The following is a 13,835-nucleotide window of genomic DNA, read 5'->3' as shown; positions in this document are numbered from 1 at the left end:
CTAGAGCGTTAGAGTTTAGTATGGAAGTAAACAATGACTGACGAAAGTACTCTCTTAGCATTAGAGAAAATAAATAACAAAATAGATAGGCTAGGAATCTCTATCGAAAAAACCGAACTGAGCGAGAAAAAGGCTACTGGAAAGTTTGATGAATCTATATGGACAACAATTACTAAAATATTGGGTATTCCGGCTATTGTGATTGCAATTATGCTGCAGTTTAACCAAGCCGAACAATCCGATCAGGATACAATAAAGTCTGTTGCCGAAACCCAGAAAATATTAACTGAAGAAGTCAAAACTCGCGTTGAGATTGAGAAAATGCTCAATGAGTTGGCTGATAATAAAACCAAAAGTGTAGAGGATTATCAAAAGCAAATTGAAGAGGCTCTGCCAAAAATTAAACAAGCTGTTCAAGAGTTAGATGAGCTCGACAGCAAGAGCCAACAATTTCCACTTTTGCAAAGTCTACTTATCATTTTTGTCGTCTTGTGGATACTTCATCACGGTATCCATATCGTTTTTTCGATAGTCGAGTATGTATGGAGTTCAATTATCACTCTAGCAGTGGGTTTAACCCAATACCTGGATCATAATTCAAAATTTAAGCGCAGGCTAATGAGAGGACTTGCTACGTCCATCCCAGTTTTGTATCCATTAGCTGGGGTTGTTCGCTGGGGCATCGAACTCTCAGTCTTCATACTTCTTCTAATCCCCTTTTTCGACTACATAGCGTTAAACTTAGGTGTCGATATCCAAGCAAAATCCATTATTGAAAGTGCTGCAAATTTTCAGATAAAAGAAGCTATAGAAAAAGTGAAGGTAGTGATAGATGCGGCTCAGCCCTAACAATGCTGTAACCTCGGACGTAATTTTCGTTCGCTGCGCTTACTACAAATGTGCCGGTTTCGGCTAGCGTTACATTCATTTAGGAGTTTCCGTTGCCAAGAAGTGAGGTTGGGTTTGAAAGATGGAAGTCCAGGGAGGTGTCGACTTGGAGCTTTCAAGTATTTCAAAAGTACAATAAAGAGCTAAGCAGGATGTACATATCGCACATCGCTGCACATGCGTTTACGTACAATAAGCTTGGCCAACTAGCGGAATGGAGCGACCCTGCCAGCACCATCTTCGAATTTCTAGACGACACCAAAGTAAATAATTTCGACAACGTTAAATCTTGGTCAGATTCATACAATCAATTCGACAACTGGATCAACTTGAATTCTGTTATGGCAATGAGTTCAAACCTTGAAACCTATATGTCAACTGTCATCCAATTAGCTCTTGAATCTGACGTCGGTGTTCTATTTGGGACTAGCAAAAGAATAGACGGAATTGAAATCGTCAAATATGGACGATCCCAGCCGTTCGACTTTGAGGATAAGTTGGTTTCTTGTGTCAAAGGTGATTGGAGTAGTCGAGTCTGCGCTTTTTCCAAAATATTTGGCTCTGTGCCCAATATTCTCACAGACAATATTTCAAGATTAGAGAAAATTAGGAAACTCAGAAACAACGTTGGTCACGCTTTTGGGCGGGATATAGAAGAAAGCCGAAGGCACAATGTTATAGATATTCAGTCTATGGATAGACTTAGTCGCGAAAATACACTCAAATATCAAAAGCTCATATTTGGGGTTGCAAGATCTCTAGATAAGCAACTTCTGCAAAATCATATAGGAGAATACCAAGCTTTACACTTCTACCATAGTTTACGTCCTGAGCTAAACCAAAAAGCACCAAATGACTCAACCAAATTGGGTAATCATATGATGGAGCTCAAAAAGAAGTTAGGTCAATTTGGCGCTGCGAAGGCAGGGAAAAAGTTTTGTAAGGAGTTGATTGTCTATTATGAATCATTGTGATTATAACAGGGCCTGTAACGGGGCGTTAGCCTCTTTAAGGAGTCATCATGTTTTATCATGTAATAATTAAACCGAAATCAGATAAATACTATGGTGAGTACAAAACAGATCTCACTAAAGAACAGCTGATTTCAAGGTTTGTTGAGCCTTACGAGCAAGGGATGCCAATAGTTATAAATGGTAAAACTGTTCAGCCTGATGATCTTGAGCGAATCAAAATCTCAAAGAGTGAAAAAACAATCGAGTCATTAATTCCTCAGATTAAAGCTGAGGATCGGGCATCATCAGTTGCTTTTATTGGCGGGCCATCTTATACACATCAAGCTATTGGAAGGGCTACTGATGTGACTGATGATTTTATTGAAGGTGCAATTGGTTATAGGAAAGCCCTTGCTGAAACCAAAAGTAGTGTTCAGAAAAACAAAGAAGGTGAACTATGTAGGGTGTTTATTGTTCATGGACATGATGAAAGTGCTCAAAATAAAGCCGCTAGATTTGTTGAGAAGTTAGGCTTTGAAGCAATAATCCTTCATGAGAAAGCTAGTTCAGGTAGAACGATAATTGAAAAAATCGAGCATTATTCAGATGTTGGGTTCGCGATTGTATTATACACCCCTGATGATGTTGGCAACGTTAAATCAGAAGCCGATTATTTGAATGTTCGCGCGCGACAAAATGTGGTTTTTGAGCATGGCTATCTTATCGGTAAGCTCGGTCGTACAAATGTCTCTGCTCTAGTTGACGGCAGTTTAGAGCTTCCAAACGATATTAGTGGAGTTGTCTATATTAGTCTTGATGAAGGATCGGCTTGGCAGTTTCAGCTGGCAAAAGAGATGAAGCAATCCGGCTATAAAATAGATATGAATAAGCTAATTTAAGGCTAACAAAGCATTGTATCGGATAAGCCGGTGAACGCGACGTTGGCATACAGAGGTTTCGTTAAATGATTAGCGAAAAAGCTGAGTTTGAACTTAGACATGTTCTTTACTGCGATCTTCTCGGCTTCTCAAATTACTCGCAAAGTGAATTCTTCGAGGTGGATAGATGCTTCCGACTTTTTCGTCAACTTGATGAGTTGATAAGTGAAGCATCAAAGCAAATTGACGAAGCTGATATTGAAGAAACTTCGTGCCAAAATCTGAATTACATCGTAAATCCAGAAGTTATTTACTGTTCAGACAGTATTATTATCTCAACTCGTGCCTCGAACATTGACGCAATGTGGTTATTTGAGGCCGCTGCGCGCATTCAGAACGGGATTTGCGCTCACGGCTTTCTCCTCCGAGGGGGCATTACGACAGGTAACCTCTACCATTCCGGCAATACAATATTTGGTCCAGCAATTGTTGACGCTGTATCAAAAGACAAGACTGGCTCTCCTCCAGTTGTCGTTATAGACAACACGACCCTTGATTATTTTGAGCGTGCGAACTCGGATGAAGACAGAGAGATTATAAAAATAAGAAAGTATCAACTTGTGGCAGAGGATGATAGTGATTCTCCTTATATTGATCCATTTTGGATGTCAAAAATTCATGCTAACCAACAAAACGTACACTTCGAGACACGAGTTAACATTGACTGCTGGAGAAATTTGATTGAATCAGGGTTAAGAAATAAAAATATAAATGTCCGTTTAAAGTACACTTGGTTAGCAAATAGATTTAATAAAGTAATTTCTAATAAGGCGAGCGACTTTAAGCCTATCCAACTTGCATAGAAATCAATAGAGTCAGAACATTTGAAACCTGAGAATGAGTTGGAAAATAAGTCTGCCCCTTTTCCCGTGCGCTTATATCGAGTCAGTTAAACGTTATCTGCGTATTTTTTTGAACGTTGATGTTAAGCCGTTTCGCCATGCGGATAAGGTTTGAACGATCCATATGCAACTGTTTTGCTGCATGTGCCCAGTTACCATCGGCTTGTTGTAATGTGTGGGCGATGACTCTTTTCTGAAAGGCTTCCGTCGCTGCTTTTAAACTCATATTGGGCTGGCTGTTAGCTGGATTGGTATCCAGCTCAGTTAAGCTCGATACAGGTTTATCAGCTGTAATTTCAAGTAACTCTGATGTGAGTGACACAATCTCCTGATAAGGTGAACTAGCTTTTGCTCTTAACGCTGCTCGGCTGATTACATGTTCCAGTTCACGTACATTGCCAGGCCAGGAATAATTGAGCAGGCTGGTGTTGGCTTCTGAGGTTAATCGAAGCTGGCGGATATTCAATTGGCGACTGATGCGTTCAAGAAAATATCCGGCCAAAAGCAATACATCCTCTCCACGCTCTTTCAGGCTAGGAAGCTGAATGGGGTACACCATCAGACGATGATAAAGGTCGGAACGGAACTGTTCATTCTCGACTTCTTTTTCCAGATTCCTATTGGTGGCAGCAATAATACGAACGTCCACATGTTCGACTTTATCTTGACCGACTGGTTGAATCTCGCCCGACTGCAACACCCGTAATAATTTACTTTGTGTGCTGAGCGGTAATTCACCCACTTCATCTAGAAAAAGCGTGCCGCCATTAGCCAGTTGAAATTTACCAGCACGTGCTTTATCTGCACCGGTAAATGCACCTTTGGTGTGGCCGAATAACTCACTTTCAACCAGCGACTCTGGCAGAGAAGCACAGTTCAAATACACCAGTGGTGCCGTTTTACGTTCTGACAGTTGATGTATTTTTCTGGCCACCAGTTCTTTGCCGACGCCGGTTTCGCCAGTAATCAGCACCGTAAAATTGGAGCCAGACACCAGCTCGATATTGTTTTTCAGCGTCTGCATGACCGGGCTTTGCCCAATAATCTCGCCGCCGTCTTTTAACAAGGCTTCTTGGGTTAACTCTTTGACGACTTCCTGAGCATGATGGGCACTGAGTTCCAGCTTCTTGAACTCCAGTGCTGTTTTTAAGGTAGCAGCGGATAAGGCCGTGATTAATTCCAGCGTTTTTAATTCAATATCATCAAAAGCATGTGGTTTAAAGCTATCTAAAGTGACAACACCAATAAGCTGATTATCTGAATAAAGTGGTAATCCCATACAGGAATGAATCGGTAAGTTACCTAGTTGAGATACCAGCAAGCCATCATAGGGGTCTGGTAAGTCACAGTCATTAGCAAATAACAGAGGTTTGTTCGAGTCACAAATGCGTTGCAACCTCGGGTGCTCTGCAAGTAAAAAGCGTCTGCCTAATACGTCTGACGATAAGCCCTGCATAGCCAGCGGTGTCAGCATGCCATCACGAAAGCCAAGTAACACCACTGCGTCACAGGCAATGGCTTTTCGTATTGAACCTAACAGACGATCAAACCGATCTCCGGTATTCAAACTATTGGCTAAATCAAGGGCGACTTCTACTAAAAGGTGATGGCTGTTTAATGACATTATGCTGTTCTTTTTAATCAGGTTATAAAAACATGAATAGGTCTATATGACTTAATTTTCTATAGGTCAAAACGACACAGTTGATGAAGTATATCTGACTAAGTAATTGAATTATATAAGTAGGCCTATCTGGCATAGCTTCTGCAATGTGTGGGTAGTAATACATAAAAACAGCACAGCGAGGACAACATGTTAGATACACGCACTATTGAAATAGTAAAAAGCACCATCCCTTTACTGGAAGGAGCAGGCACAGCGGTCACTGATCATTTTTATCAGCGTATGTTTACTGCCAATCCAGAGTTAAAAGATATCTTTAATCTGAGTAATCAAAAAAGCGGTCGTCAGCAATTTGCATTGTTTAGTGCGGTGGCGTCTTATGCCAAATACATTGATAACCTGGGTGAACTGGGCGAGTTGGTCGAACGCATCGCGCAGAAACACACCAGCTTTGATATTCAGCCTGAGCAATATCAGATTGTCGGTCATCACCTGATTGAAACCTTACGGGAGTTAGCACCCGATGAGTTCACCGACGATGTGGCTGAAGCCTGGATAAAAGCCTATCAGTTATTGGCTACCGTATTAATCGACCGTGAAAAAGCGCTTTATCAAACTAGCAGAGAAGAGCAGGGTGGCTGGACCGGACCCAGAGCGTTTCGGGTGAAAGATAAAATCAAAGAGTCTGAGTTAGTGACCAGTTTTATTTTTGAACCGGTGGATGGCCAGCCGATCAGGCAGTATCAGCCGGGACAGTATCTTGCCGTCAGAGTGAAACCAGATAATGCCGAGCATATTGAGATTCGCCAATATTCACTTTCAGATAAATATCACCCTGATCATTATCGCATTAGTGTGAAGCGTGAGCGTTCTCCTATAAAAGGTATGGTGTCTAATCATCTGCATGATGCGGTTGAAGTGGGGGACACAGTTGAATTAATGCCACCGGCGGGCGCTTTCTTTTTAACCAATCCTAGCCGACCGGTGATGTTGATTTCTGGCGGTGTTGGGTTAACGCCAATGATGTCTATGCTGGAGACCTTAGTCAGTGATGAAGCTTATCAGCACGATATCTTCTTTTTACACACCTGTAAAAATGCTAAGCAACATTCATTTAAACAGCGTTTGGCGGCGTTGAAACAGAGTCACACGAATCTGCATGATTTTTATTGGTATAGCGAAGAAACGAATGTCTCAGAAGATATTCATACGGGTTTGATGGATATCAACCTGCTCAGAGACAAAGTCGATTTTAATAATGTCGAGGTATATCTATGTGGGCCACTGGAGTTTATGCGTTTTGTGCGTTTGCAATTGCATGTTAATGGTGTGCCATCAGAACGCATCCATTTTGAAACATTCGGCCCGCATGACGACATTATTTAACCCCAAGCAACAGCTGAGCCCGAAAGGGCTCGCTGTTTTATCTATTGGTAGCTGCTTATGTCTATAAAATCTTGCCGAGCATTGTTTTCACTGCCTGTGTTTGATCTGGCTTTCAGACCATTATTTTTACTGGCAAGTCTATTTGGCATCATCGCTCTACTGTATTGGGGCGGTGTCTGGAATGGATGGGTAAATCCGAGTCAAGACTTACCCGCCGCACTCTGGCACGGTCATGAAATGATGTTTGGTTTTGTCGGTGCGGTGTTGGTTGGCTTTTTATTAACGGCCGTACAAACCTGGACAGGCTTACGCTCCATTCATGGTCAGCAATGTGCATTATTAGTAGGGTGTTGGCTTGTTGGGCGTATTGCGATGTGGCCAGGAGTCGGCTTGCCATCATGGTTAGTGATATTGCTGGATAGCAGTTTCTTTATATATGCCGGACTATTCCTGGCTAAGTTGATTTATCAAAAGAAACAAAAGCGTAATTATTTTGCAGTTGTGGTGTTGCTGCTACTGATTTTTACTAATATTAATTTCCATCTATCCAGTCAGTCTCAGCTGTTTGAAACCGCAAGCAACAGTCTTTATTCAGCCGTATTTCTGATTACGCTGATGATGGCAGTCATCGGTGGCCGTATTATTCCGATGTTTACAGCTAACGCTACTCAGATTCCACCCAGACCACGTCAGCTATGGCTGGATAGGGCAGCGTTGTTTTCTGTTTGGTTAATTGTGGCGGTGTTTCTCCTGCAATTGCAGGCATGGATAGCGGATTATTTATTAGCGGTCATGCTGGTTATAGCGGCATGTCTCACAGCCATAAGGTGTGCCTGCTGGCGGTTTTTCACCACTTTGTCTCACCCTTTATTATGGTCATTACACCTGAGTTACTGGTGTATTCCACTAGGACTGAGTTTGCTGGCCTACCATTATGCTGGCGGCAATATGAGCATGAATGATGCACTGCATGCGTTAACTGTCGGTGGCATAGGCGGGCTTATTTTAAGCATGATCTCACGTGTCTCGCTCGGTCATACCGGCAGACCGATTATTGCGTCTTCAAAGATTAAAGTCGCTTTTATCTGCGTGTTGATAGCCGGCTTAGTCAGAACGCTGATGTTTAGTGTCTTTTCAGCCAGTTTATTGAGTCTATGGCTGAGTATTCTGCTATGGGTGTTGGCATACAGTATTTTTCTCTATCAATACACACCGATTTTATTATCTAAAAGAAAAGGTTGAGCTTGATAAAACCTGTCGCTATATGAAGATGATTTAAATAGGTATAATTTATGCCTATTTTCTATCCCGTGACTTTAAATTATGACGCATGCTTTAAAACGACTCATGCTATGGCTGGGGATTGAGAAAAACAGAACCAGCCATAGCGAAAAAGTGATCTCAGCATTCGGGGCAATGGTCGGTATTTTAGTGACCATCCTAATGACAAAATGGTTGTCACAGCATATTGCAATGAGTACGGGTTCAGAGTTATTGATCATTGCCTCTTTCGGTGCCACTGCCGTATTAGTATTTGCTGTACCGCATGGTGCCTTATCACAACCATGGCAAGTGATTGCAGGTCATCTAATCTCTGCCGCTGTGGGGGTGACCTGCCAATATCTTCTCGGTGCAACGCCACTGGCAGCCGCTATTGCCGTGGGTTTGGCGGTGGGGCTGATGTATTACACGCGCTGCATCCATCCACCAGGTGGCGCCACTGCATTAAATGCCGTTCTGGGCGGGGCAGGTATCACACAATTGGGCTACAGCTATTTGCTTTTCCCGGTGTTGGTGAATGTTATCGCTATTCTGCTGGTGGCAATTGTCTTTAATGCCTTATTTCACTGGCGACGCTATCCGGTGCACTTATCCAGGCAGACTAAAGAAGCTACTCATGTAAATTTACCATCCGAAGACGTCTCTCTGACCACCGAAGATTTTAATGCCGCTATTCGTGAGCTGGATTCCTTTGTCGATTTAACCGAAGAAGGCTTAAGCGAACTCCTCGAAAAAGCTAAACAAAATGCCTTACTGCATATCGAGCACCCAGAAAAAATCAGAACAGGCAAGTTCTACAGCAATGGCAAAATTGGTCACACATGGGCTGTTCGCCGCGTGATAGATGAAGGCAAAGAAGGTAGTAAAAACGATGTGGTTATCTACAAAAATGTAGCCGGTAATGACCTATACAACACCGGCATGCTGGAACGCGAAGCCTTCCGTCAATGGGCCAAATTTGAAGTGTACGAACAAAATGGGCGTTGGTTGAGATTGAGCTAGCGAACATCACGATATTTATCGTCCAATGCTTTTGAATGTTGCTTGGCCGTTAAAACTATGGAATATTGACCTAATATCAATAGATCGCATTGCGATTTAAACATCTGTTCGTAAAGGACTTAAATGAACATAGAAATGGATATTTCAATATGAACTTCGCTTTTCTTCAGAGACATACTGATTTCCAAGAGAATCAAAATATGGCTCTATTTCCCCAGCCCATATCATCTTTTTGGCTCTATTTTTCAAAAAAATTAATCACATTTTTATTAAGAATCAAATGCTTGAAAATATTAAGTCGGAATTATGAAGCGACTTCTTTAATATTTATAAGCCACAGACTTCATAAAAGACATTGTTAGCCATTAAGGAGTTTAGTTTGAAGATTTCGCAAACATCGAAAAAGATGATGGGAAGCTGGATTGTAGTTTCAATCTTTTGTGCAATTAGTGTTTGGATCCCAGCAGGTTGCTATGAGCTTTATGCCACATTTACAAGTATTTTGATATTTTCCTTATATATTTATACTTTAAAGCTACTCAACGAAAACTTTTCTGATGTTGAAAGTAAGTTGTGGATGGCACCACTACTTTACTCTGTAATATTAATAATCTTTTCTATGCTTTATGGTTTGCCTGTAATGTTTTTAGAGGCTGTAAAACTTAACATAGGAACCTTTGAAGCGTTCTATTATTGTTTAATTACACTAACTACAGTTGGTTATGGTGAGCTTCATCCTGCAGGATATTCGGGGCAAATACTATCCGCTTCTATGGCACTTGTAGGTACTACACATATGATAATGTTTATTTCCATATTGGTTAGTAACCTCAAAAAAAATGGCTAACAAGCAATTTAAACGGACTATTTACAGTTGGCTGTGGTTCGTACCTCACCAATTTTAGCCAACTATTAATAGCCGCTTAATTGGGCGTTATGTTTTGAAGAGCGATCCGAATGTCGTTTAAATCCTGGCAAAGCTACTGGAAGTTTCGAAACGCTGTTACGAACAGTAGTAGATACATTTTTGAGGAAGAAACTGATCGATTTTTAGCCGAGGTTCTAGAAACTTGCAAACTAAGACAAAGAACAATCAAGAAAGGAGCAATATTTTGGAGATCACAACTCGGTGGTGATTCCAGACCAGTATACGATGATGACGGGAACGAAATTGCTGATAAGCCATGTCCACACCCTGTCGATAGAATGAAACCGTTGAAGTTTTCTGCAAGTGAAGGCAGAGCTAATCCCAAAGGCATTCCTTACCTCTATCTGGCAACCTCTAAGGAAACGGCAATGAGTGAGGTTCGCCCATGGATTGGAAGTGAAATTTCGGTAGCTCAATTCAAAATCAACAATGAGCTTACCATTATAGATTGCTCTGTAAATCATTCTGAAAATCCTTTGTACTTTGATTTAGAACGTGGTTTTTATGAGCCAAGTGATGAAGAAAAAGAAAAATCTGTATGGGCTCATATTGACAAAGCATTTTCGGAGCCCGTAGTTCAAAACGATAACAGCGCACATTATGTTCCAACGCAGATAATTGCGGAGTTATTTAAGAATAATGGATTTGATGGAATTGCTTATAAAAGCTTGCTGTCAGATGGTTACAATGTTGTGTTGTTCCATCCTGAAGTAGCGGAAATACTTAATTGCTTTCTATATGAGGCAAAAAATGTCAAGTTCGAGTTTAATGAAACTGCAAATCCATACTTTATACGAAAGCAATCAGAAACATAACAATGGGCTACTGACGACCCCAAGAGTTAGAGTTCCCTATGGCACGAAAGAAAATTCCACCAAACGTTACTTCTGAGCTACTAGTTGCCAATAGGCATGCTTGCTGTGTCTGTCAGAGCAAAGGAGTGCAAATACACCATATAGACGAAGATCCTTCGAACAATTTGATAGAAAACTTAGCAACACTATGTCTTCCATGTCATGACCAAGCATCAATGCAAATTGGTCTCTCAAAGAAACTAAGAGCCGAAGAAATCAGAGTTTATAAAAAACAATGGGAAGAAAAATGTGCCGCTGATATTGAAGCGCTTTCGCGTGATAGAACACGATTTTATGCCACTGCGTATAAAAACCCACCAAGGATTCGAGAGCTATTTTCTTCACTAAGCCAAGCTGAACGAGAAAATGCTGCTCAGATTATAAGGCAGCAGCTAGTCGAAGATACGGAAGCTCAGGGTAAAGATAGCGGTTTTCAATGGCAGGCAGTTCCCAAAGAAGATGAATTAACAATGCATTTGCTGTTTGCCTTGTATAACGGTGAATTGTGGCCTAGCTGTCTACACCGTGTAGAAGGGCATCCGAGTGACCCTGACTACCCCATTGACATGAGTCCACCATACGGGATGACCACATTCCACGGGTTTGATCTCTATTGCCAGCTTTTAGTCAGAGCGCTATGTATACTTAGGCCGCCAAGAACACTGGAATCACTGTGGGCTCTCAAAGAAGAGCATTTGATAGATCACTTCTCAGGCTCCCTAGTATCTTTTAGGGAAACAGCTATTGGAAAGTCTGTATATACTCCGAAGGTCGCTGATGAACATCCTCTTGGCAGGGTGCAATTTCGAGTTCAGCGGGAAGGTTTTGTTTATCGGGCAATAATGGGCATTAAGAATATGTATGTCTTCTCCGATACTGCGGCCATAAACTTAGAGCGATCTAAAGTTTGTGGTGTAGGAGTTCTTGAAGATGCTCAAGAAATTGAAGAAGACGGAAGGCGAGAAATTCACGTTGGAATAAAGCCATTGATCATTGGTATTGGCGGCTTGGGTCAGTCTGAAAAAGGTTTCTGGGATTTGCCAAGAGGCGTAAATGGCAGTAAAGAACTCTAACAAGCGCAAGCACCTGGACCAATTTTCAGCTGCGCTCCAAATTGCCCGGTGTTGCGGGCGTTAGGGCGATGGAGAGTTCATGACAAACAATAAGATGGATATAGAGTCCATTGCTAGCGAGACAATCGGAAAGATTATATTTTCTTTCTCGCAGCTTGAGTTGAATATAAATTTATGTCTACAGTGGGCTGTCAATGCACGTGATTTCCACACGGTAAATCCTTTAGTGGAGAGGCTCTCTTTCAAAAGTAAAATTGATGCTTTGATAGAAATTATTGAGATTAAATTTCCTAACAATCCTGCATGTATTTCTGATTTCAAGTCATGGCATCGTGAAATTGATAAATTTCGAGTGAAAAGGAACTCATTCATCCATGGTCGATGGACCTTTCTCCATACGGAGCAAGAGATTGTTAATGTTGCTCCAGGGATGGTTGGCCCTGATAGGCTAAAAGAAAAGCGTTATGGAGTAGATGATCTTAGAAATGATCTATTTACTTTGAAGAGTATTGCTAATGAATTTAATCGAATTAGAAAAAAATGGTGTGTTTAGTTACTCTAACAGGGAAACACAGTCGGCAGCTTCGCACCGTTGCTTTCAGCGTTAGGCTTCAACCAGAACTAAGCATAAGTCTAGAGAACCAAAAATGGCGAGACTCATAGAATGCAAAGATTGTGGACACCAACTCAGTAAGTCAGCAGATGCTTGCCCAAATTGTGGGCGTCGTTTCAGAAGGCGATGGAATGAGGTAGGGCCTTTCACCTCATTTTTAATATTTGGCACAATATTTTTATTTATTCTGGCCACATGTTCAGCATAGCCAATAAAGTAAAGTTGGCTGAAAAATCAAGGTGTCAGCAAACTTGATTTCTTCCTATTGATTACCCACGCATACACCTCATCAATTTACTAAATGAAACTCATCACTGAGTTCTTAGTCAGTACTCCCCTAAACATGAATTTCCAACGGAGGAGAAAAAATATATGGATTATATTGGCCCAGTCAGCTCTGCTGTTATGGCCATTATCTGGCTTGTCTATTTACAGTTAATCCTTAGTTAATATCGCCGAAATAATCGGCCTTATCTTATTTTCCATCATGCCCAAAATGAAAACCCTGATGCCCTATGTTTATTAGTGAATATGGGTGAGAGACCAGTTCATGTGGTGTGCGTGCAAGCCGTGATAAAAATGACATCCGGGGAGGAGCATAAGCTTGCTGTAAGCGAGTTTGAACGCATTAATGTGACCGAGCAGGATGTGCAGCAAACCTTGCGTCAAGGACCGTTACTCAATGGCGGTTATCTGGTTTTAGGAACGTTTCGAGACATTATTGAAAACACTCAAAGCGAAATAGGTTTAAATGCTTCATTGGAAGACGCTGAATGCCTAGAGTTAAGAGCCGCGGTGATTCATGCGCCAAGTAAACACCCTGTTGGGGCGAAACGCGCATTTGTGTTGAAGCACAACACGGGCACTTGCGTTTATCCAAAAGACATCAACACGAGGCAGATGGTAAAAAGACAAGACAAACAAGAAGTCGCGAAGTGGATAGAGTCTGAACTTCACCCACGTGATAATAATGATAAAAGCAGTGTTTATTAAGCATGTGACAGAGCGTTTATTTTCTTATTAAGTAACCTAATTGGTTTTAGGCATTAAACTTAGATAGCTAGAGTCGAATTGGGCAATTCTGTCACTCACTTTAAGGAATGAATTGTATGGAAACCGAACAATCGGATTCGAATGCTGGCTATTCAGAAGAAGCTTTTACGTTTGAACAAATGAGCGAATTACCAGGTGATGTTTTACTGGAGTTTGGCGCGCCCTGGTGTGGGCATTGTCAGGCAGCAAGTGCGGCAATAACCGAAGTCGTTAATGAATATGCCGATCTGAGCCATATCAAAATCTATGATGGAAAGGGCAAGCGTCTGGGGCGTGGGTTTAAGGTTAAGCTCTGGCCAACATTGATACTACTGCATGATGGACAGGAAGTAGGCCGCTTGGTGCGGCCATTACATGCTGATGAGATTCGTGAATTAATGTCAAAACTTAACTGATGTTG

The 13,835-nt window shown here is 41.6% G+C and carries 14 protein-coding genes; 13 read left to right on the top strand and 1 reads right to left on the bottom strand.

The annotated features are described in order from the left end of the window. The first annotated feature begins 33 nt into the window (after window positions 1–33). From B2248_RS10050 to B2248_RS10035, 4 genes are all read left to right on the top strand, one after another. Window positions 34–849: a hypothetical protein gene (locus tag B2248_RS10050; protein ID WP_273182105.1), complete on the top strand. Its 816-nt coding sequence runs from the start codon at window positions 34–36 to the stop codon at window positions 847–849. Window positions 850–941: 92 nt separating this feature from the next. Continuing rightward, window positions 942–1,862, top strand: a complete 921-nt coding sequence (locus B2248_RS10045) for a hypothetical protein (RefSeq protein ID WP_273182103.1) — start codon at window positions 942–944, stop codon at window positions 1,860–1,862. 47 nt (window positions 1,863–1,909) lie between these two features. Beyond that, entirely contained in the window at window positions 1,910–2,740 is an 831-nt protein-coding gene (locus B2248_RS10040) for a nucleotide-binding protein (protein ID WP_273182101.1), read from the top strand. Between the two features lie 65 nt (window positions 2,741–2,805). After that, window positions 2,806–3,582 (top strand): hypothetical protein, encoded by a 777-nt coding sequence (locus B2248_RS10035; protein WP_273182099.1) that lies wholly within the window; start codon window positions 2,806–2,808, stop codon window positions 3,580–3,582. A gap of 82 nt (window positions 3,583–3,664) precedes the next feature. Here the strand turns inward: B2248_RS10035 and norR are convergent, their stop codons facing one another. Continuing rightward, window positions 3,665–5,245, bottom strand: a complete 1,581-nt coding sequence (gene norR, locus B2248_RS10030; protein ID WP_273182096.1) for a nitric oxide reductase transcriptional regulator NorR — start codon at window positions 5,243–5,245, stop codon at window positions 3,665–3,667. Window positions 5,246–5,434: 189 nt separating this feature from the next. On the opposite strand from norR, the gene hmpA reads away from it, so the two are divergent. The 9 genes from hmpA to B2248_RS09985 all read left to right on the top strand — a co-directional run bounded on the left by hmpA (window position 5,435) and on the right by B2248_RS09985 (window position 13,830). Beyond that, complete coding sequence (gene hmpA / locus B2248_RS10025; RefSeq protein WP_273182093.1) at window positions 5,435–6,631, top strand: NO-inducible flavohemoprotein; 1,197 nt, start codon at window positions 5,435–5,437, stop codon at window positions 6,629–6,631. A 57-nt stretch (window positions 6,632–6,688) separates the two neighbouring features. Further along, entirely contained in the window at window positions 6,689–7,873 is a 1,185-nt protein-coding gene (locus B2248_RS10020) for an NnrS family protein (protein WP_273182091.1), read from the top strand. Window positions 7,874–7,954: 81 nt separating this feature from the next. Next, the gene (locus tag B2248_RS10015; RefSeq protein WP_273182088.1) at window positions 7,955–8,914 is read left to right on the top strand and encodes an HPP family protein; all 960 of its coding nucleotides are present in this window, start codon (window positions 7,955–7,957) and stop codon (window positions 8,912–8,914) included. A gap of 379 nt (window positions 8,915–9,293) precedes the next feature. After that, window positions 9,294–9,761 (top strand): potassium channel family protein, encoded by a 468-nt coding sequence (locus B2248_RS10010; RefSeq protein WP_273182086.1) that lies wholly within the window; start codon window positions 9,294–9,296, stop codon window positions 9,759–9,761. Window positions 9,762–9,871: 110 nt separating this feature from the next. Next, window positions 9,872–10,657 (top strand): RES family NAD+ phosphorylase, encoded by a 786-nt coding sequence (locus B2248_RS10005; RefSeq protein WP_273182083.1) that lies wholly within the window; start codon window positions 9,872–9,874, stop codon window positions 10,655–10,657. A 38-nt stretch (window positions 10,658–10,695) separates the two neighbouring features. Next, on the top strand, window positions 10,696–11,769 hold the full coding sequence (locus tag B2248_RS10000) for an HNH endonuclease (RefSeq protein WP_273182080.1): 1,074 nt from the start codon (window positions 10,696–10,698) through the stop codon (window positions 11,767–11,769). A gap of 79 nt (window positions 11,770–11,848) precedes the next feature. Then, complete coding sequence (locus B2248_RS09995; RefSeq protein WP_273182079.1) at window positions 11,849–12,322, top strand: hypothetical protein; 474 nt, start codon at window positions 11,849–11,851, stop codon at window positions 12,320–12,322. Window positions 12,323–12,961: 639 nt separating this feature from the next. Continuing rightward, on the top strand, window positions 12,962–13,375 hold the full coding sequence (locus B2248_RS09990) for a hypothetical protein (RefSeq protein WP_273182077.1): 414 nt from the start codon (window positions 12,962–12,964) through the stop codon (window positions 13,373–13,375). 116 nt (window positions 13,376–13,491) lie between these two features. Then, a complete protein-coding gene (locus B2248_RS09985; protein WP_273182074.1) occupies window positions 13,492–13,830 on the top strand; it encodes a thioredoxin family protein in 339 nt (112 codons plus the stop codon). Window positions 13,831–13,835: the final 5 nt, after the last annotated feature.

This window comes from Methylophaga sp. UBA2012 (assembly GCF_002335235.1).
GTDB lineage: Bacteria > Pseudomonadota > Gammaproteobacteria > Nitrosococcales > Methylophagaceae > Methylophaga > Methylophaga thalassica.
This window is presented reverse-complemented; position numbering and strand designations above follow the sequence as displayed.

Excerpts from the sequence above, each read along its gene's own strand:
- hmpA (WP_273182093.1), top strand. The coding sequence starts at position 5,435 with ATGTTAGATACACGCACTATTGAAATAGTAAAAAGCACCATCCCTTTA.
- B2248_RS10005 (WP_273182083.1), top strand. The coding sequence starts at position 9,872 with ATGTCGTTTAAATCCTGGCAAAGCTACTGGAAGTTTCGAAACGCTGTT.
- B2248_RS09985 (WP_273182074.1), top strand. The coding sequence starts at position 13,492 with ATGGAAACCGAACAATCGGATTCGAATGCTGGCTATTCAGAAGAAGCT.
- B2248_RS10040 (WP_273182101.1), top strand. The coding sequence starts at position 1,910 with ATGTTTTATCATGTAATAATTAAACCGAAATCAGATAAATACTATGGT.
- B2248_RS09990 (WP_273182077.1), top strand. The coding sequence starts at position 12,962 with ATGACATCCGGGGAGGAGCATAAGCTTGCTGTAAGCGAGTTTGAACGC.
- B2248_RS10000 (WP_273182080.1), top strand. The coding sequence starts at position 10,696 with ATGGCACGAAAGAAAATTCCACCAAACGTTACTTCTGAGCTACTAGTT.
- B2248_RS09995 (WP_273182079.1), top strand. The coding sequence starts at position 11,849 with ATGACAAACAATAAGATGGATATAGAGTCCATTGCTAGCGAGACAATC.
- B2248_RS10020 (WP_273182091.1), top strand. The coding sequence starts at position 6,689 with ATGTCTATAAAATCTTGCCGAGCATTGTTTTCACTGCCTGTGTTTGAT.
- B2248_RS10015 (WP_273182088.1), top strand. The coding sequence starts at position 7,955 with ATGACGCATGCTTTAAAACGACTCATGCTATGGCTGGGGATTGAGAAA.
- B2248_RS10035 (WP_273182099.1), top strand. The coding sequence starts at position 2,806 with ATGATTAGCGAAAAAGCTGAGTTTGAACTTAGACATGTTCTTTACTGC.
- B2248_RS10050 (WP_273182105.1), top strand. The coding sequence starts at position 34 with ATGACTGACGAAAGTACTCTCTTAGCATTAGAGAAAATAAATAACAAA.
- norR (WP_273182096.1), bottom strand. The coding sequence starts at position 5,245 with ATGTCATTAAACAGCCATCACCTTTTAGTAGAAGTCGCCCTTGATTTA.